Annotated in this window: 17 protein-coding genes; 14 read left to right on the forward strand and 3 right to left on the reverse strand. The window is 53.0% G+C overall.

What is annotated here, in order from left to right; genetic code table 11:
- Positions 1–14 precede the first annotated feature (14 nt).
- The 5 genes from ACN0R1_RS09330 to ACN0R1_RS09350 are packed head-to-tail and all read left to right on the forward strand — an operon-like array spanning position 15 to position 5,861.
- Positions 15–1,115, forward strand: coding sequence for a BMP family ABC transporter substrate-binding protein (locus ACN0R1_RS09330; RefSeq protein ID WP_417582138.1), 1,101 nt, complete (start codon positions 15–17; stop codon positions 1,113–1,115).
- Positions 1,115–2,629 carry an ABC transporter ATP-binding protein gene (locus ACN0R1_RS09335; RefSeq protein ID WP_417582140.1) on the forward strand — a complete coding sequence of 505 codons (1,515 nt, stop codon included), beginning with the start codon at positions 1,115–1,117 and terminating at the stop codon, positions 2,627–2,629. Before ACN0R1_RS09330 ends, ACN0R1_RS09335 begins: the two co-directional genes overlap by 1 nt.
- The gene (locus ACN0R1_RS09340; protein ID WP_151058785.1) at positions 2,630–3,697 is read left to right on the forward strand and encodes an ABC transporter permease; all 1,068 of its coding nucleotides are present in this window, start codon (positions 2,630–2,632) and stop codon (positions 3,695–3,697) included.
- The gene (locus tag ACN0R1_RS09345; protein WP_417582142.1) at positions 3,694–4,611 is read left to right on the forward strand and encodes an ABC transporter permease; all 918 of its coding nucleotides are present in this window, start codon (positions 3,694–3,696) and stop codon (positions 4,609–4,611) included. Before ACN0R1_RS09340 ends, ACN0R1_RS09345 begins: the two co-directional genes overlap by 4 nt.
- An 11-nt stretch (positions 4,612–4,622) precedes the next feature.
- Positions 4,623–5,861: a PucR family transcriptional regulator gene (locus ACN0R1_RS09350; protein WP_417582144.1), complete on the forward strand. Its 1,239-nt coding sequence runs from the start codon at positions 4,623–4,625 to the stop codon at positions 5,859–5,861.
- A 16-nt stretch (positions 5,862–5,877) separates the two neighbouring features.
- Here the strand turns inward: ACN0R1_RS09350 and ACN0R1_RS09355 are convergent, their stop codons facing one another.
- From ACN0R1_RS09355 to ACN0R1_RS09365, 3 genes are read right to left on the reverse strand one after another with little or no spacing between them, the layout of a single operon-like run.
- A complete protein-coding gene (locus ACN0R1_RS09355; protein WP_417582146.1) occupies positions 5,878–6,507 on the reverse strand; it encodes a response regulator in 630 nt (209 codons plus the stop codon).
- Between the two features lie 27 nt (positions 6,508–6,534).
- Positions 6,535–7,248 (reverse strand): sensor histidine kinase, encoded by a 714-nt coding sequence (locus ACN0R1_RS09360; RefSeq protein ID WP_417582148.1) that lies wholly within the window; start codon positions 7,246–7,248, stop codon positions 6,535–6,537.
- Positions 7,245–8,981, reverse strand: coding sequence for a PAS domain S-box protein (locus ACN0R1_RS09365; RefSeq protein WP_417582150.1), 1,737 nt, complete (start codon positions 8,979–8,981; stop codon positions 7,245–7,247). The genes ACN0R1_RS09360 and ACN0R1_RS09365 overlap by 4 nt, the downstream gene beginning before the upstream one ends.
- A 401-nt stretch (positions 8,982–9,382) precedes the next feature.
- Here ACN0R1_RS09365 and ACN0R1_RS09370 point away from each other — a divergent pair, with 401 nt between their 5' ends.
- The 9 genes from ACN0R1_RS09370 (at position 9,383) to ACN0R1_RS09410 (ending at position 19,735) form a co-directional block, all read left to right on the forward strand.
- Positions 9,383–10,486 carry a methyl-accepting chemotaxis protein gene (locus ACN0R1_RS09370; protein ID WP_417582343.1) on the forward strand — a complete coding sequence of 368 codons (1,104 nt, stop codon included), beginning with the start codon at positions 9,383–9,385 and terminating at the stop codon, positions 10,484–10,486.
- A 15-nt stretch (positions 10,487–10,501) separates the two neighbouring features.
- Positions 10,502–10,870, forward strand: coding sequence for a response regulator (locus ACN0R1_RS09375; protein ID WP_417582152.1), 369 nt, complete (start codon positions 10,502–10,504; stop codon positions 10,868–10,870).
- A gap of 9 nt (positions 10,871–10,879) precedes the next feature.
- The gene (locus ACN0R1_RS09380) at positions 10,880–11,206 is read left to right on the forward strand and encodes an STAS domain-containing protein (RefSeq protein WP_417582154.1); all 327 of its coding nucleotides are present in this window, start codon (positions 10,880–10,882) and stop codon (positions 11,204–11,206) included.
- Between the two features lie 15 nt (positions 11,207–11,221).
- Positions 11,222–13,429, forward strand: coding sequence for a chemotaxis protein CheW (locus tag ACN0R1_RS09385; protein ID WP_417582156.1), 2,208 nt, complete (start codon positions 11,222–11,224; stop codon positions 13,427–13,429).
- A gap of 103 nt (positions 13,430–13,532) precedes the next feature.
- Positions 13,533–15,152, forward strand: coding sequence for a methyl-accepting chemotaxis protein (locus tag ACN0R1_RS09390; RefSeq protein ID WP_417582158.1), 1,620 nt, complete (start codon positions 13,533–13,535; stop codon positions 15,150–15,152).
- Positions 15,153–15,161: 9 nt separating this feature from the next.
- Positions 15,162–15,671, forward strand: coding sequence for a chemotaxis protein CheW (locus ACN0R1_RS09395; protein WP_417582160.1), 510 nt, complete (start codon positions 15,162–15,164; stop codon positions 15,669–15,671).
- Between the two features lie 49 nt (positions 15,672–15,720).
- Positions 15,721–16,521, forward strand: a complete 801-nt coding sequence (locus ACN0R1_RS09400) for a CheR family methyltransferase (protein ID WP_417582162.1) — start codon at positions 15,721–15,723, stop codon at positions 16,519–16,521.
- On the forward strand, positions 16,521–17,129 hold the full coding sequence (locus ACN0R1_RS09405; protein WP_417582164.1) for a chemotaxis protein CheD: 609 nt from the start codon (positions 16,521–16,523) through the stop codon (positions 17,127–17,129). Before ACN0R1_RS09400 ends, ACN0R1_RS09405 begins: the two co-directional genes overlap by 1 nt.
- Positions 17,126–19,735, forward strand: coding sequence for an EAL domain-containing protein (locus ACN0R1_RS09410; RefSeq protein WP_417582166.1), 2,610 nt, complete (start codon positions 17,126–17,128; stop codon positions 19,733–19,735). The genes ACN0R1_RS09405 and ACN0R1_RS09410 overlap by 4 nt, the downstream gene beginning before the upstream one ends.
- The last annotated feature ends 14 nt before the right edge of the window (positions 19,736–19,749 follow it).

Genomic DNA, 19,749 nt, shown 5'->3' on the forward strand with positions numbered 1-19,749 from the left:
GAATGAGGTGACTTATGCACCGCTTATCTGTTCCTGCTGTATCACGTTTTGCTGCTGGCTTACTGTTGTTTTCCGCGGCGTGTTTCAGCCAGGCTGAGCCTTTTACTTTGGAAGGTGAACCTGTTGTTGCCTTTATTTATGCCTCGCCTGCCAAGGATGGGGGCTGGAATGAGGCTATTGATAACGCCCGCCAGAAAGTTGCAGATCAACTGGATGTGAAGGTAATGGTGGCTGAAAGCATTCCTGAAGAAGCTTCCGCACTGGTGAATGCAATCGACCTGTTTGTTCGTCGTGGTGCCAATATTATCGTTGCCACCACCTATGGTTATTCTGAAGGGGTTAAGCAGGCGGCGGAAAAGTATCCGCATGTCGCCTTTCTTTCAGCATCCGGCATTTACAACTCAGAGAATCTGGAGAGCTTCTACGCCAGAACCTACGAGGCCTGGTACCTGGCTGGCATGGCAGCGGCGTCAGTTAGTGAAACCAATAAACTGGGCATGCTCGGTGGTTTCCCGGTGTCGGTAGTTAACTGGGATATTAATGGCTTTGCATTGGGGGTTCAGTCCAGCCATCCGCAAACAACCGTTAATGCCATCTATACCAATTCCTGGTGGGACCCGGTTCGTGAAGGACAAGCCGCACAGTCGCTGATTGAAATGGGTGCCGATGTCATTGCCAACAACCTCTCCTCTTCAGCTCCCTTTTCGGCCGCTGAACGCAATGGCCATTACAGCGTTGGTTTTCAATTGGATATGAGCGGTGCGGCCCCTAATGGCCACCTGACATCGGTGGTATTCAACTGGGACAAACACCTGATACCGACCATCCAGAAAATCATTGATGGTAGCTGGGAGCCTAATCCCTATGGCGCTTTTCCTGGATTGGCTGAGGGCGTAGTGGATATCACCCCGCTGCATGCTGATGTACCTGCTGAAGCGCTGGCTCAAATTGAAGCTGCCAAAGCCGAAATGATAAGCGGTCAATTCTCACCCTTCACCGGGCCGCTGTTCAAACAGGATGGCACTGAAGTGCTGGCCGAAGGCGCTGAACTTGATGCGGGAGACGTATGGGGTATGGATTACCTGGTTAAGGGTGTGATCGGGTCAACGCGCTGATGAGCCAGGCCAACTTTCAGACACTGCATCTTCGCGGTTTGTGCAAACGCTTTGGTGAACGCACTGTGTTGGAGAATGCTGGCTTTGAACTCAACTCAGGTGAGGTGCATGCACTGCTGGGTGAAAACGGTGCCGGTAAATCGACACTGATGAATCTGCTCACCGGCGTGTATGTGCCAGATCAAGGCGAGATAGTCCTGGATGGACAGCCCTGCTCGATCCGCAAGCCTGCCGATGCTACCGCATATGGAATCGGTATGGTGCATCAGCATTATCGGCTGGTGGAGCGCTTCAGTGTTGCCGAGAACCTGATTCTGGCGGCTGATCGCGCCCCTGAACTGCAACGCTTATCGGTCGCGGCCAAAACCTTGCAGACAACGGCGGAGCAGCTAGGGCTAACCCTTGATCCTTATGCACGCGTTGCTGATCTTTCTGTGGCTGAGCGGCAGCGTGCGGAAATCTGCAAGGTGCTGGCTTTGGGGGCACGCATTCTGATTCTGGATGAGCCTACCGCTGTACTCACCGATGCTGAATCAGCAAGCCTGCTGGCGGCTATTCAGCGGATGGCTAATGCCGGTAAAGGGGTCATTCTGATTACCCATAAGCTCAGGGAAGTGGTGGGTCACAGTGACCGGGTGACCATCTTGCGCCAGGGGCGTACGGTAGCTTCCAACTTATCCACAGGGTCTCTCACCCAGGCACAAATTGCCCATCTGATGATGGGAGATGTGGCTGCGCCGCAGCGGCAACCCTCCAATCTGCAACCCCATGGCGCTGACTTATTGGTTGCGGTTGGCTTGAATGCTTCACGCAATGATGGCTCCACGGCTGTTTCTGATGTGGCTATCAGGTTACGTCGAGGGGAGATTGTCGGTGTGGCGGGTGTTGGTGGACATGGTCAGGCACAGCTCTGCGAGGCATTAATGGGGCTCCTGCCAGTCGATAGCGGATCATTACAGCTGGATGGCTTTTCCATCTCGAACAGTTCAGTTTCGCAGCGCCGCGCCTACGGATTGCGTTATATACCCGCCGACCGTGCCGCTAATGCGCTGGCTCTGGAGTTGCCGGTCAGCGATAACCTGGCGTTGACGAAAGTGGCCTCAGGGCGCACAGGACGACTTTGGATTTCACCTAAAGGCCTGTCTCAGGATGCGCAAAAAGCCATTACAGAGCATCGGATTACCGGTGCAAGCCCTCAGGGCGTGACTCGGCTGCTCTCAGGAGGCAATGCACAAAAACTGGTGCTGGCCCGAGAGCTGGATCAGGATTGTGTTGTAGCCATTGCCCACTCACCCACCCGTGGGCTGGATGTGAAGTCCTGCGGCACGGTACATGCCGCCTTACGTGAACTGACTTCCCGAGGCGGTGCTGTCTTGCTGATTAGTGAAGACCTGGAGGAAATCATGACCTTATCTGACCGTATTCTGGTGATGAATGCTGGACGCATCACCGGAGAGTTGCCTGGTACGGCCAGTGCCAACGAAATCGGTGCGCTGATGATAGGAGGCCACTGAATGGCGGTGCAGTTTGCTCTCCAGCGTCGGCTAGACATATCCTTTTTAAGAAGCTCCCTGACCTTTGCCGCTGGGCTGTTGTTGGGTGGGGTGCTCTGTGTAGCGCTACTCGTTCAGGCAGGTGTGCCTGCCGACATGCTGTTTGAAGATTTGGTCTGGCAGGTGTTCTTTCAAACGGATGGACTGGCTCAGACCTTAACCCTGTCGATACCCCTGATTCTGGCTGGTTTGTCTGCGGCCTTGGCACTGCGCGTAAAGTTCTGGAATATCGGTATTGAAGGGCAGCTTTGGTTAGGTGCGATTGCCGCCATGGCGGTATCGATCAACGGGATTGGCGGTGAGAGCTATCGCTGGGTACTGATGCTACTGGCGGCGATGGCGGGCGGTGCGGTATGGATCGCTATCCCCTTGTGGTTGAAAGAGCGTTTTCACGCCAGTGAACTGGTTGTGACCTTGCTGTTAACCAACGTGGCCTATCAGTTGTTGCAGCATCTGCTGTTTGGAGTCTGGCGAGATCCTACGCAAAGCTTTCCAATTTCACCCGCTATTACCGCATCAGAACGCTTAACTAAGCTTGGCTTTGGCAATTTGCACACCGGGTTATTTGTCTCTATCGGCATGGTGTTGCTGGTTATGTGGATCATGGAGCGCAGTCGTTTTGGCTTCCAGTCGCGTGTTTTGGGTGCTAACAGACGGGTTGCCGAAGCCAGTGGTATCGCTGTGGGAACGACCCTGGTGGTGATGGTCTTGCTGTCAGGCGCTATGGCTGGTTTGGCCGGAGGTCTGCTGGTGGCGGGTACCGAATACCGTTTGACGCAGCATCTGGGTTGGAACATGACCTTTTCTGGAATCGTGATTGCCTTTATTGCCCGCTTCCGACCGTTTTGGGTGTTACCTGTGGCGGTGGTTTTGGCGGGTGTCTATAACGCTGGAGCCTCGCTCAAGGTGTTTTACGGTTTGACCGAAGCCACGGTGTTGCTGATGCAAGGCATCGTGCTGCTTTCGCTATTGTGGTGTCAGTTTATGGCGGCATTTCGCATCGACCGACGCAAAGAGGTGACTGTATGAGTTTTGTCGCATTCTGGTTGGCCAGTATCCCCGTCTCTGCCTTACCGCTGTTGCTCGCTTGCCTGGGGCTGATTTTGTCTGAACGGACTGGCGTGGTGAACCTGGGGGCTGAAGGTTATATGGCCGTCGGGGCCATGACCGGTGCGGTGGTGACCCTGCTATCCGGATCGCCCTGGTTGGGCGCAGGCGCAGGGTTGCTGGCCGGTGGCGGTCTTGGATTGCTGTTCGCGCTTTCAGTGGCGGTGCTTAAAGCCGATCAGATACTCAGTGGCTTGGCGGTGATGGCCATCGGGCTGGGCCTCTCTGGCTTTGTTGGCCGCCATTGGGTGCATCAGCCGTTTAATGGCATGAATGCGCCCGATCTGCCTGGACTACAGCAGCTTCCTGTGTTGGGTGGATTGCTGTTTAAGCAGCCGTTGCTGGCCTGGGTGTCTATTTTGCTGGTGATACTGATCGCCTGGGTGCTGCATAAAACACGCTTTGGCCTGCGCTTCACTGCTGTTGGCGAAGATCCTGCCGCGGCAGATAATGCCGGTGTCTCTGTCCCCGGCATGCAGGTGTTGGCAGGTATGCTATGTGGTGCTTTGTGTGGACTGGGTGGTGCCTATCTCTCGGTAGCCAGTGCCCATGTCTGGGTTGACAATATGGTAGCTGGACGAGGCTGGATAGCCCTGGCACTGGTGGTATTTGCCCGTTGGCGGCCTGGTCGAGCATTGATAGGTGCGTTGCTGTTTGGCGCTGTCGACATGTTATTGCCGAGGTTGCAGGCACAAGGGCTACCGGTACCGGTGTATTTGATGGGCATGCTCCCTTATCTGCTGACCATAGTGGTGTTGGTGCTGGCGGCACGTTCACGTTATCGCGATGAACCGGCGGCACTGGGCGTAACCTATTTACGCCAGGACCGTCATTAGGGGTTGCCGTTATGGCTCTGACTATTGCCGATGTATTTGATTTACCCGGGCTGGATTCCATGGTGCTGCGCGCAGGCGTTGCCGGGGTTCACTCTCAGGTGCGCTGGCCCTATGTAGCCGAGAATGAGTCTATCGCTGAATGGGTGATGGGCGGTGAGCTAGTCTTTGTCACCGGGATCAACCATGTGCGTGATGAAGCCAATTTACTGCAACTGGTGGAGCAAGGGCATCAGCGTCATATTGCTGGCTTAGTGATTCTGACCGGACAGGAATACATTCGCGCTATTCCAGACAGGGTGATTCGCCGTGCCGACCAATTAGGCTTACCTCTGATTGAACAACCCTATCAGTTAAAAATGGTGGTGGTGACCCAGGCTGTTGGGGTTGCACTGGTGGAAGCACAGATGCGTGGACGCTCACGCTTGCAGGTGCTGGAACAGTTGCTCGAAGGTGATCCAGTAGCCATGGATACCCTGTGCCTGAGAGCGCAGCGCCTGGGTATACCGATAGACTCCCCACGCCAAGTGTTGGTCGCTCGTCTGGATGGCAGCGATGCTCTGATCGAGCGTTATGGCAGTGCCGACGCCGAGCGGCAGTTGCAGTCCAGCCAGGCACAAGTGACCCGGGCACTGGCCGCCTGGCAAGCCAGCCTTGATCCAGTGCTGCCGGTATTACAGCAAGGTGATCAGTGGATCCTGTTACTGCCAGAGGCGCAGGAAAATCCAGAATTACGTCGCGAGCACTTGGCGCAGTGGTTAGCGGAACATAATCAGACCTTGGCCCCATTACGCCTATGCCTGGGCTTGGGGAGTCCGGGTAAAGATGTATCCGAATGGGCGCTCGGGCTTTACCAGGCCCGTCAGGCATTGGTTGCCGCACAGGCCTTTCCTGATCGTCTGGGGCTGTGTAGCTTTGACGAGATGGGCACGCTGGCGCTACTGGCGGGTATTCGTGATCGCAGCATTCTGGATCGCTTTGTCAGCGAAAACCTGGGCGCCGTATTGAATGCTGATAAAGGCCCTGAACCGGTATTGATTCCCACCCTTGAAGCCTGGTTTCAGGTTAACGGCAACCTGGTGTTGGCTGCTGCCCGGTTAGGGGTGCATCGCAATACCATGACTGCTCGCCTGCAGCGTATAGAGTCTATGCTGGGTGGCAGTCTTGATGATCCCAATCATCGCTTGAGCCTGGCAATGGCACTGCAAATCTGGCGGCTGTCTCCCACCCGAAGGATACGCTCAACGCGCTGATTGTTGTGGTGGCACACTACGCCAGACCGTTGGTTATGGCGTAACGGACCAGGTCGGTGTTGTTAGTAAAGCCCATCTTATCCATCATCCGTGCTTTGTGAGTACTCACTGTTTTGTTGCTGATATGAAGTTCATCAGCGATAGCATTGATACTTTTTCCTTTTGCCAATAGGCGTAACACTTGTAACTCACGGTCTGACAGAATTTCATGATGAGGAGTGATGTCGACGCCAGCGGCTTCAAAAGCCATTTTTTCGGCTATTACCGGCTCTAGATAGCGCCCTCCTGCAGCCACCTTGCGGATTGCTTCTAGCAGGGCGTCGGAAGAACTGTCTTTGCATGCAAAACCGTTCGCACCTGCTTTAATCGCACGTTTAGCTACTTGAGGTTCATTGTGCATGCTGAGGACCAGAATGCGCAGTTGCGGGTAATGGATTCTGATACGTTTGATAAGGGCTTCGCCACTCATACCGGGCATACTTAGGTCGAGCAGGACCAGGTCTATGCCGCCTTTGCGAAGGCATTCCAAAGCCTGAGCTCCGTTGGTGGCATCAGCCACCACATAGATGCCCTCAACCAGTGCAAATAATTGCTTTAACCCCTCGCGCATTAAGGTGTGGTCATCGACGATTAGTAACCGAATCATAGCGCATACATCTCCATGTCACCCATATCAGGGATACGCATGCAGATGCAGATTCAGTTCTGGGATACACATGCGGATGCAGGTGCCAGCACCTGGCGTGCTGTCTATCACCAGTGTGCCGCCAAGGCTGTTGATGCGCTCACGCATGCCGATCAAACCGAAATGATGGGTCGTTGCCGTTGTCGGGTCAAACCCCTTGCCATTATCACGTATAGTGAGCGAGTAGGTACCATCAGCTTGCTTGTTAAGATCTATCTCGACTCGGCTGGCTTCAGCATGACGGGTAGCGTTCGTCAGTGCTTCTTGTACGGTGCGAAATAGCGTCATGGCACGCAATTCATCGATTTCATACAAGGAATCTGGCAGTTTTAGCTGGCAAGCCACTCCGCTATGCTGCTGAAACTCATCTACCAACCACTGCAGGGCTGGAATGGTACCCATGTCGAGCGCTGCTGGACGCAGGCTGGTGGATACTGTACGTACTGAGCGGATGGCTTGGTTGGTGAGTTCGAGCAGGCTATCCACTTTGGTCTCAAGTGCTGGATGGTCAGCGCCAAACTGCATATTCAGTGTCGATATGCCGAGTTTAAGTGCCGTCAGTAGTTGGCCTAGTTCGTCGTGCATTTCGCGGGCTATGCGGCGTCGCTCGTGATCCAGGTCAGCTTCACGTCGAGCCAGTAATTCACGCAAGCTGGCGTGAGATTTTTCCAGCCGACGCTCAGTCATAACCTGTTTTGTCACGTCACGTCACGGCCAATGGCCAAGGCCCCAAGTATAAGGCCGTCCAGGCCCCGTTCAGCGACCAGAATAACCTGATGAGTTTGTTTCTCGCCATCGAGGCTGAGTACCTCGATCTCAACCTGCTCGGGTTGTCCGCTCGCGATCACCTGTTGCATCGTTGCCTGGTAGGTCTTGGTCTCGTCGATATCTGGAAAAATCTCCGTGGGCGTCTTTCCCAATACGTCTTCGACGGGTCGGCAAAGTACGCGTAGGCTATTGGGGTTGCAATACACTATTTGGCAAGCCGCGTTGTAACGGATGACATTGTCGGGCAGATTCTCGACCAGTGAGCGGTATTCGAGCTCACTGATACGCAGCTCATTGTTTGCCACCTCGAGTTGCGCGGTGCGACTGCGCACCCGCTGATCCAGCTCAATGTTCATTCGGCAGATCTCTTCTTCTGCTCGGATGCGCTCACTGATATCACGCGATAACACTAAAAAGTGGGGTTTATCAGTTACACCACCAGGGCATCTGGATACGGAGAGTTCGAACCAGCTTGGTCCAGTGGGCAGATCAATCAAGATCCTCTTGCCGAAAGAGATGGCGCTTGTGCTCGCCTCGGCTAGTGCTTCCATAACTGTTGTTGTCGCTTCAGGTGACAGGACTTCAGCTACAGTCTTTCCTAACATATCCTCCCTAAGGGAAACTAGAAGTTCCGGGAAGCAGGTCCAGACATTCAGGTGTCGTCCCTCTTTATCTAGCTCAAACAACAGATCAGGGATAGCGTTAATCACCCCTTCTGTAAACTCCAGTGCCCGGTTAAGGGCTACTGTACGTTTGGACACTAATTGTTCCAGGTGCTCCCGGTATTGGCGTAGTTCAGCCTCGGTGCGTTTACGCTCGGTTATATCGCGCGCTAAGCCCAGCAGGTAAGCGTTATCGCCGTATTCAAAGTAGTTGGCAGTGACCTCTACCGGAAACACTTCCCCTGAGCGGGTAAGGTGCTGGGTCTCGAAAGTCATCCCGCCCTCCTTTCGCATCTCAGCCCAGTGTTTCTCCCAGTCATTTGCTTGAAATCCCTTCATCCAGCTTGGGTCGATAACTCTCAGGTTAAGGCCGAGTAACTCCTCTTGCGTATAGCCGAGCCGGTTACAGACGGCTTGATTGACGTAGTGAAGTTGTCCGGTTTCATCAATCAGGAACGCGGCCTCATGAATCCGAGCCAGCGCGAATCGCTTCAATGCAAGCAGTGCCTTAGCATCGCTGAGCAGACCCACTTGGCTGTGTAATTGCCGCTTGTCGGTGTTGAATGCTAGTCCGTGGTTTTGCGGTTGGCTGTTTCGAGTTCTCAGTTCGCGTCGGGCAGTGGCTAGTTCTAGATGGGTGGTTACACGAAAGGAAACTTCTTCAAGATACAAGGGATTGGCAATGTAATCAATGCAACCCGCAGCGAAACACTTAGCTTTGTATTCGATGGTCGCTTCAGGAACCATGCATATGATCGGGATATCACAGGTTTGCGTATTCGCCTTGAAGCATCGACAGATCTCGAAACCGTCTTCACCGGAAAGGATGGCATTGAGCAGTATCAGGTCTGGGTGTATTTGATTCGCGTAAGCTAATGCCTCTTTGCCACTCTGCGCAATGAATACTCGGTAACCACACGCTTTAATAGCCTCAACAGCCAACTCAAGACGGGTTGGGGTGTTGTCGACGATTAAAAGCATTGCGTTGTAAGATTTTGAATTCATTTGCATATAACTCTACAAGGGCGTCCATCACCTGGCACTTGTACTCTCGAACAATGTTAGATGCAAACGCTTTGGCCCGGCAAGTTACGTTTCGATCCCTCTACTTAATCACCATGTCAGGATAGGACTACGGTGGCTTCATTTATCCCTAAATTCAAATCAGATTGTTCCGATTCACAGCATCTGTGCTGATCATTGATCCTAGTTATACGAAATGAGCAGTGATCCTGTTAACTGCCTCATATGGCTGATGCAGTGGAAGTGTGAAGGAACATGTGGCTGAGATGATTGATGAGCAGGCTTTGAAAACAACGGGTAGTACAAAGACCCAAGCGCAGATCATCCGGTGGATAGTCGTTGCAACCCTGTCAATAACAACCTTGGGTGCTGTAGCTGTACTGATGGCGGGTGGTTTAGGTCTGTTACAGGTGGTGTATGCAGCGGTTGTACTGGGAATTGGTGGGGGAATAACGGCCTGGTCACGGCATCAGTGCACTCAGGTATTTAATAATTATCGGTGCGAAATATACCGTCTGATTGATCAGGAGCGTGAGCAGACCCAGTTAGATTGTGAAAATGGTCTGAGCCAGTTGTGCATTGGCGTACTGCCCGTCTGGTCGGGTCAGGTTGAACTTGCGCGCGCCCATACCGAAGAATCGGTTACGGATCTTACCCATCGCTTTGTCGAACTGTCGCAACGGATCGAAGAAACCACATCGGCATCGCAGGCTTCCGATAGGACTGGGCTGGTTGCACTACTCAATGATAGTCAGGTTGAGCTTAATTCAATAATCCGCTCACTGCGTGCAACACTGGATGAAAAAGAAACGCTCCTGGCCGAGATAGCTGAGTTAGCCAGCAAAACGGATGAACTGAAGAAAATGGCTGACAGCGTTGCTGTCATCGCTGGACAAACCAATCTGCTTGCCCTCAACGCCGCTATCGAGGCTGCACGCGCTGGTGAGGCGGGTCGCGGTTTCGCGGTGGTGGCAGATGAGGTACGTACGCTGTCCGTGTTATCGGGAAATACGGGCAAGAGCATCGGCAACACGGTTGCCGCCGTCAATACCGCCATTGCCAACACGCTAAAAATGTCTCAGCAGTCCGCTGAACGCGATAGTGCCATGTTGGCCGAATCCGAAGACCTGATCGGCTCCATTCTGGAGCGTTTCCATAGGGTCACCGATGAACTGGCTGATTCGACTGAAGTGCTCTACTCCGAGAGCAAAGCGGTTGGTTCACAGATAAGCCATGTGCTTGTCTCCCTGCAATTCCAGGACCGTGTCAGTCAGATCATGAACCATGTCAGCCAGGATATGGGCAAGCTTCAGCTCGAACTCAGTGCACGTAGAGAGCAAATGAGCACTGGTGAACGTCCGGAGCCCATGAATGTTGATAACTGGTTGATCGAGCTCGGCCGCACCTACACCACCCCAGAGCAACATGCGTTGCATGATGACACCCATCAGAGTCGCTCCGACGATGCTGAAATTACCTTCTTTTGATAACAGGAATGACTCATGGCAAAAACCATATTAATCGTTGATGACTCCGCCTCTATCCGTCAGGTCGTGGCCATTACCCTCAAAGGCGCAGGCTACGATGTGGTGGAAGCCTGCGATGGTAAGGACGCACTGTCCAAGCTGGATGGCCGCAAGATTCATCTGATTATCAGCGACGTGAATATGCCCAACATGGACGGTATCACCTTCGTTAAGCAGATGAAGACCCTGCCTGCCTACAAGTTCACGCCGGTGATTATGCTTACCACAGAAGCGGGTGATGCCAAGAAAGCTGAAGGTCAATCCGCTGGAGCTAAAGCTTGGGTAGTCAAGCCCTTCCAACCAGCCCAGATGCTCACGGCGGTTTCAAAGCTGATACTGCCCTAAGGAGAGCCGATGGATATCCAAAGTCAAACCGATGATAAGGGGAGCTGCCAGGCGTTTTTGAGCGGCGAACTCAATATTTACCATGCTGCTGACATGAAACCACAATTACTTGAGACGCTCGGTCACTGCACCGAGATGGAACTGCACCTGGCTGATGTGAGCGAGATCGATACGTCGGGTCTGCAGCTTCTGCTGATGATGGCGCAAGAAGCACGGCGTACCGGCAAACGCCTGCGCCTGACTGAGCATAGCCCAGCGGTAGTAGATATTATGCAGCTGTTTGATCTCGCTGGCTATTTTGGTGATCCAGTGCTGCTCCAATCCAAGACCTCCTGACCCAAGGAAATCGCCATGAATATGGATGAAGTGCTGCAGACTTTCATTGCAGAAAGCCGTGAACTACTGCAACAGATGGAAGATGCGTTGCTGCAGTTGGAACAGTGTGATGACGACCCGGAAATCATCAATGCGATCTTCCGTGCGGCACACACGATTAAAGGTTCTGCTGGCCTGTTTGGGCTGGATCATCTGGTTGCTTTCACCCATGTAGCGGAGAGCGTACTTGACCGAGTGCGTGATGGCGAACTCTCTATTCATGATGACTTATCAGCGCTGATGTTGCAGGTTTGTGATCATGTCGGCGTGCTGATCGAACTGATTGCCGCTGATGAATCCATGGATGATGCTACTGAGAAAAATGGCACGCGCCTAGTCGAGCAGTTGCAAGGTTATCTTGGTTCAGCGACAGCACAGGACACTGAAGAGACTGACAAGCGGCACATCTCACTGCACGCAAGTAGGGGTGATGATGCGGATGCTCTGATGCGTTTTGTTGATGACACCGCTGAAACGGATAACTGGCATATCTCGTTGCGCTTTGGTGCGGATGTGCTCCGTAATGGCATGGACCCCGCCTCCTTCATTCGCTACCTCGGCACCTTTGGTCGCATAGTCCGCATAGTCACGTTGCTTGATCGCTTACCGGATGCGGATGAGATGGACCCAGAGTCCAATTATCTCGGATTCGAAATTGCCTTTAACAGCGATACTGACAAGGCCGAAATTGAGGGCGTATTCGATTTCGTCCGCGATGATTGTGAGATACGTATCCTGCCACCACATAGCAAAATTATTGAATACCAGGGCCTTATTCGCGACCTGCCCGAAGAAGAGATGCGGCTGGGTGAAATTTTGATTCGCTGTGGCACCCTCACCCAAGTTGAACTGGATAGCGTACTTGCAACACAGTCGAAGCTCGAAGGCCCAGCGACGCGGCCTATCGGCGAAGTACTGGTCGAGGAGCATCTGGTTCGTCCGGCGGTGATCGAAGCAGCACTGGAAAAGCAAAAGCAGGTGAAGGAAAGCCGTGGTGGTGATGCCGGATTGATCCGTGTCGATGCGGCCAAGCTAGACCAGCTTATCAACCTGATTGGTGAGCTCATTATTGCTGGCGCCGGAGCCAGTCTGATTGCTGAAAAGGCCGGTATGGCTGAACTGAACGAAGCCAACGAGACCATGACGCGCCTGGTTGAAGAGGTACGTGATTCTGCGCTCACACTACGGATGGTACAGATCGGTGGCACTTTCAACCGCTTTCAGCGCGTGGTGCGCGACGTATCCAAGGAACTGGGCAAGGATATATACCTGGAAATCAGCGGTGGTGAGACTGAGTTGGACAAGACCGTGGTGGAACGCATTGGTGATCCGCTGACCCATTTGGTGCGCAACTCTATGGATCACGGCATTGAATCCGCTGAGGTTCGACAGGCGAATGGCAAGTCGCCGCAGGGAAAGGTGCGTCTTAATGCCTATCATGATGCTGGCAGCATCGTTATAGAGGTATCCGATGATGGTGCCGGTCTTGATCGTGACCGTATTTATACCAAGGCGGTTGATAAGGGCCTGATTGCAGCCGATGCCGTGCTCTCTGACAAGGAAATCTACAACCTCATTTTCGAGCCGGGTTTCTCTACGGCTGACCAGGTCAGCAACTTGTCTGGTCGTGGTGTTGGCATGGATGTGGTACGTCGCAACATTCAGGCGTTGCGCGGTACCGTCGACCTGGATAGTGAACCAGGTAAAGGCTCGATGGTCCGCATCCGCCTGCCCCTCACCCTGGCTATTATCGATGGTTTTCTGATCGGAGTCGGCGACGCCTCCTATGTCGTGCCACTGGACATGGTGGTTGAGTGTATCGAACTCGATCAGGCGCAGCAGGACACCCGTTCTGGTCATTATATCAACCTGCGTGGTGAGGTGTTGCCCTACGTCCGTCTGCGCGATCAGTTCGACATTCAAGGCGAACCCAGTCGGCGCGAGAACATTGTTGTTGTTAACTATGCGGGGCATAAGGCGGGTTTGGTGGTCGATCGCTTGATGGGCGAGTTTCAGACCGTGATCAAACCTCTCGGCAAGGTGTTTTCCGTGGTGCGTGGCATTGGTGGATTCACAATTCTGGGCAGTGGTGAAGTGGCGCTGATTCTTGATGTTGCTGGGCTGATCCGGCAGGTGACGAGTGGTGAAGAGCGCGGCGCAGGGCAATTGGCGACAATGGAATGACGGCATTCCGACGAAATGATTGCTTAGTTTAGGTTTTAACTGGTAGTGGCGTTAGCCGCATTAATTCAAAGCTGATGTGAATTCTCTCAAGGGGAAAGTTGAAATGTTCAAGAATATGAAAATCGGTACGCGCCTGGGCCTGGGGTTCGGCCTGGTACTGCTGTTGCTGTCGATCATTGCCTTTATTGGAATCACCCGGTTGTCGGCGGTACAACACAACTTTGACGTGGTTGTTAATGAAAACAACGTCAAGATTGATGCGGTTAACGATATGCGCGGCAGTGTGAACATCGTCGCGCGAGCAGTTCGCAACATGATCATATACAACAATGCGGAGGATATGAAAGTGCAGCATGAGCGTGTCGTTGTGGCACGTAATAACTATAACAATTCCAGAGAAACACTTTCTAGTCTACTTTCCACGGATAATTCCAGAGCGGTCATGGCAAACATTGACGCTGGAATGACAAATACCCGTATTCTAATGAATAGAGTCGTTGAACTTGCTCAGGCTGGTCAAGAGGATGAAGCTAGAATAGTCCTGCATGACGAGGTTCAAGGCGAACAGGATAAAGTGTTTGCGGCGATCGATAGCATGGTTGAGCTTCTGGAAGTACAGAATGCGGATCTCGTTAGGTCGGCAAAACAGGACTACGAGACTGCATTTACTCTAATGCTGACGTTGGCTATCGCAGCAGCGCTGCTCTCTATCGGCGTTGCTTTCTGGGTCACTCGCAGCATTACAAGACCGATTGGTTCTGCAGTTAGCGTAGCCGAAAAACTAGCTGAGGGTGACCTGACGGTAGCAATTGACGTGGACTCTAAGGACGAGACAGGGCAATTGCTGGCTGCAATGCAGCGGATGGTGGGTAAGTTGTCGCAGATTATCGGCGAAGTCCGTAGCTCAGGCGATGCTTTGTCATCTGCCTCAGAAGAAGTCAGCGCAACGGCGCAGAGTATGTCACAGGCATCCAGCGAACAGGCCGCTTCGGTGGAAGAAACCTCTGCTTCGGTGGAGCAGATGGGCGCTTCGATTAACCAGAATACAGATAGTGCCAAGGTCACTGAAGGTATTGCGTCTAAAGCCGCACAGGAAGCGAATGAGGGTGGTGAGGCAGTTAAAGAAACCGTGACGGCGATGAAGACCATTGCTGACAAGATCAGCATTATCGATGACATCGCTTACCAAACCAACCTGTTGGCCCTGAACGCGGCCATCGAAGCGGCGCGTGCCGGTGAGCATGGTAAAGGCTTTGCGGTGGTTGCGGCGGAAGTGCGGAAGTTGGCTGAGCGCAGCCAGGTAGCCGCGCAGGAAATCGGCGAAGTAGCGAAGAGCTCAGTGGGGCTGGCTGAAAAGGCCGGTAAACTGCTGGAAGAGATCGTACCGGGAATTAACCGTACCTCTGACCTGGTGCAGGAAATTACCGCGGCATCGCAGGAGCAGTCCGTCGGTGTGAATCAGATTAATACCGCGATGGACCAGTTGAACCAGATCACCCAGCAGAATGCCAGCTCATCGGAAGAACTGGCAGCGACAGCGGAAGAAATGAGCGGCCAGGCCGAGCAGTTGCAGCAGTTGATGGCGTTTTTCAAGGTCAATGAAGGCGGTGCTGAAAAATCTCATACCGCTGTGCGCAAACCTAAGAATGCCATGGGGTATTCGGCTGTTAAGTCTTCATCCAAGTTCACTGGCAAGTCCGAAGACGAATTTGTCAGTTTCTAGGAGCAATATATGAATACTTTGACTAGAGCCGAAGAAGCCGTCTCTCAAATTGATACAAGTGAAATGCAGCAATACCTCACCTTTATGTTGACGGGTGAAACCTATGCCATAGGTATTCTCGGTATTAAGGAGATTATTGAGTACGGTCAGTTGACCGAAGTACCGAATATGCCGTCGTTCATTCGCGGGGTGATTAATCTGCGCGGAGCGGTGGTACCGGTGGTGGACCTGGCGGCGCGCTTCAATAAGGGAACGACGGCACTGACTCGGCGTACCTGCATTGTCATCATCGAAGTGATCAGCGCCAATGAACAGCAAGTAATCGGTGTCATGGTCGATGCGGTGAACGAGGTGCTGGAAATATCACCCAGTGAAATCGAACCCCCGCCAAGCTTCGGTGCGAAAATACGCGCCGACTTTATAGCGGGTATGGGTAAGGTGAATGGCCGTTTCATTATTATGCTCGATGTTGACAAGGTGCTGTCTGTTGATGAACTCGCACAGTTGCCGTCCTCGTGATGTCTCAGCCGTTAGTCATAATCAGCTTTCTGTTGAGTGAGTAAGGCGAATGAACCACGCCGTACTTACTGATCATGAATTTAAGCAGTTCAGGGAACTGATCTACAACATCGCCGGTATTAACCTGTCGGATGCCAAGAAACCATTGGTGACGGGTCGGCTGTCTAAACGCGTACGACAGCATGGGCATAAGAATTTCAGTGGCTATTTTGAATCCCTGATGCAGGATAAGGATGAATTGCAGATCGCGGTCAATTTGTTGACCACCAATGAAACCTATTTTTTTCGTGAACCGAAACACATGGACTTTCTAGCCGAGAAACTGCTGCAGGCACGTCCACTCGGTCGTCCTTTTCGAATCTGGAGCGCGGCCAGTTCGTCGGGTGAGGAAGCCTATTCATTGGCGATGATACTGGCTGACAAACTCGGCGATGGACCTTGGGAGATCGTTGGTTCGGATATCAGTACGAATATGCTGGAGAAGGCTCGCGGAGGGCACTACTCACTGGAGCGGACTAACGGTATTCCGCGTTCTTATCTGAAGCGATTTTGTCTGAAGGGCATCGGCTCGCAGACAGGGACGTTCAAGGTTAGCTCTGAGTTGCGAGATAGGGTCAGCTTTCATCAGGTGAACCTGGTCGAGCCTTTACCGCAATTGGGTGATTTCGATGCAATTTTCCTGCGTAACGTGATGATTTATTTCGATGTGGATACCAAGCGTCAGGTGGTGAACCGCCTGTTACCGCGGCTGCGGTCTGGTGGTTATTTTTTTGTCAGTCATTCGGAGAGTCTGAATGGGGTCAGTGATGCGCTCAAGTTGGTGTCGCCTTCGATCTACAGGAAACCCTGATGCTCGAACCCGAACACTTTATAGAGATTTTCCTGCAACCGGGCGATCTATATTTTGGCGGACAGGACACGCGTATCCGGACTCTTCTGGGTTCTTGTGTATCTCTGGTGATTTGGCATCCTCACCTGCGTGTCGGTGGTATGTGTCATTTTATGCTGCCTGGCCGGGTGCGTTCACCGCAGACTGTGCTGGATGGCCGTTATGCTGACGAGGCGATGGAGTTGCTGCTGCGGGATATCGGCAAGATGGGAGCTCGGCCAAGCGAGTATCAACTGAAAATATTCGGTGGCGGTAATATGTTTCCCGGCATCATGCGCACCGATGCCAGTCACATTGGCTTCAAAAACGTGCAAACAGCCCGTGAACTGAGTGCGCGTTACGGCTTTACCTGCGTATCCGAGCACGTGCAGGGTTGCGGTCACCGTTACCTGATTTTTGATATATGGAGTGGTTTTGTATCACTACGGCACACGGCGCTGAAAGCGAGTTGGGAGCCTGTTCAACTGAACACGGCATTGCTTACGCCATTGGATTATATGGGGCTTGAGCCTGCCAACGAATTGCCGAAGCGGGATCCTGTGACCCAGTCGACTAGGAGGAAGCGATGAGTCTATCTCGGTATTCTCGACCTACGGACGCGAATTTGTGCCGTGCTGTGGTCGACTCGGTGGTTGATGTGGTGATCATGGTCCATGATATGGCCAACGAGGCGCGTGTGATATATGCCAACGAGGCCGCGTGCCAGCACTTCGGCGTAGATTTGGAGACCTTGTTGACTTGGACACCGGCGCGCTGGGACCCCTGTCATGACCCCGATTTGGCTATTTCCATGGCCTTAGCTGATGGTCGGCCACGTAGTTATGAGACTGAGCATCTGGTCGCCTTGGGCGATAAAATCCCTGTCGAAGTCACCTTGAATCGACTCGATCTGCCTGGGTGTAATTACCTACTCAGTAGTATCCGAGACTTACGACCACGTCAATTAAGGGAACCTTGTGCTGATTGGTTGGAGAGGCGGGCACTGGAAATGTGCCTGGAACGCAGTGATAAAACCATCTATGACAATCTGCTGGACAGCCTGTTTCTATTCGATGTCGACGCGGATGGCGAGCTCATTGTGGCCGGTTATAATCGTCGAGCGGAGGGACTGATCGGCCTGCGCGAGGCGGAAAGTATCGGACGACGCAAACAGGATGTTCTTCCATCTGTAACCTTGATGGGGGCGGAGTCACCCGAGCGTGCTTGTGTGGCAAATGCAGCCCCTGTGTGCTTTCGTGACACGCTGGGGTTACCTGATGGCCGTCGTCAGGTCGAAAACACCTTGATTCCACTGTTCGATGCAGAGGACCGCGTACAACGGGTGATATATATCGTTCACGACATCACCCAACGCCTAAGGCGGGAGTCTCAGGAAGTTGTGCGTACCGAAGTATTTGATCTGCTCTCGGCTGGAGCGGACTTACGTGAGGTGTTGGCCAGAGTCGTGGTGTTTGCCGAGATTTCGCGCCCAGACCTGTTGAGCGCCATCCTGTTGCCTGATGCTGAGCGCATCTGCTTAGAGTCGTGTATTGCGCCCAGTCTGCCGGAAGTGTTTGTGCAAGCCGTTGAGGGTGGCGCTATTTCTGAATCCGCCGATGTGTTCGGAAGATCAGCTTATTTGAAGATGCCAGAAACGGTGGCTAATCTTCTTGATCACTACCTGGATTCGGCCTGTCATGTGTTAGCGCTGGCCTCTGGATTGGTCAGCTGTTGGGTGACCCCTATTCTTGATAGTAGTGATGAACTGCTGGGTATCTTTGCCTTTTTTCGGGATCGTGCAGGCCAACCAGACGCGCAGGATCAAGCTACAATGGATCAGGCATGCCAGATGGCTCGACTGGTGATGGAACGTCGTCGTACTGAGGCGCACATCCGCTACCAGGCAAACTACGATGCCTTGACCGGTCTACCAAATCGTACACTGTTGAATGTACGTCTGGCCGATAGGCTGCGTAAGAGTAAGCAGTTGGCACTCTTGTACATAGATATCGACAATTTTAAAGAGATAAACGATACCCTGGGACACCATCAAGGTGACCAAATGCTGGAGCTGGTGGCACGCCGTCTACGCTTTTTGGTATCCGAAGAGGATCTGGTCGCTCGCATGAGCGGCGATGAATTTATTGCCGTACTGTCGAATGTAACGCATGCCGAGTCCACAGCAGAAGCTCTGCGTACGGCACTGGCCGGCGACTATGAGATAGGTCATAGCAACGTGTGGGCATCGGTTAGTATAGGTATTGCGCTCTATCCAGAGCAGGCACGGGATATGGATGAGCTGCTTAGTTATGCGGATCAGGCGTTGTTCGCTGCCAAGGCCGCGGGGCGTAATTGCCTGCGTATCTTTGACGAGGCGATGCGCGAAAAGATTCAGTTACGGGTGCGCCTCGCCAGTGATTTGCGAACTGCGCTGAAAGCCGAACAGTTATCTGTGCACTATCAGCCGATCATCGACATGGTCAGTGGTCGAGTGATCAAGGCTGAGGCGTTGTTACGCTGGGAACACCCCGAACTCGGGCAGGTGTCACCTGAGGTTTTTATTCCTATCGCTGAAGAAACCGGTGCTATTCACGAAATCGGTAATTGGGTTTTTCGGGAGGCTGCACGGGTGGCGATGCAATGGAACCACCAGGCATGGACGGGAGACTGTGTGTTGCGCCGTATCAGTGTCAACCGTTCGCCGCGGCAGTTCTTTACCCGTGAGGGTTGCGATGATTGGCTCGCTCATCTACACAACCAAGGGATTCCGGGGGAAGCGCTGGGTGTTGAGATTACCGAAGGGCTGCTATTGGATGATCGCCCCGACGTGATGCGACAGTTGACGGCCTTCCGTAGCGCGGGTATAGCCATATCGCTAGACGATTTTGGTACCGGCTATTCGGCACTGTCGTACCTAAAAAAATTCGACATAGACTACCTGAAAATTGATCGTTCGTTCGTACAGGATATAGTTTCCATGGAGGGCAGTCGTGCAATTGTTGAATCTATTGCCAGCATGGCGGTTCGACTTGGCATGCAGGTGATTGCCGAGGGTGTAGAGGAACCAGCACAGGCGGAAGTTCTGGCTGCTATAGGTTGCAGGTTGGCACAAGGGTATCTTTACGCCCGGCCTATGCCAGAGCAGGCATTTATGGCGTTTGCCGCCGCTGAAATCGAAACCCCAACTCTGCGTTGACCGTGGGGCTACTT

It is taken from the genome of Nitrincola sp. (assembly GCF_048264025.1).
Classification (GTDB): Bacteria; Pseudomonadota; Gammaproteobacteria; order Pseudomonadales; family Balneatricaceae; genus Nitrincola.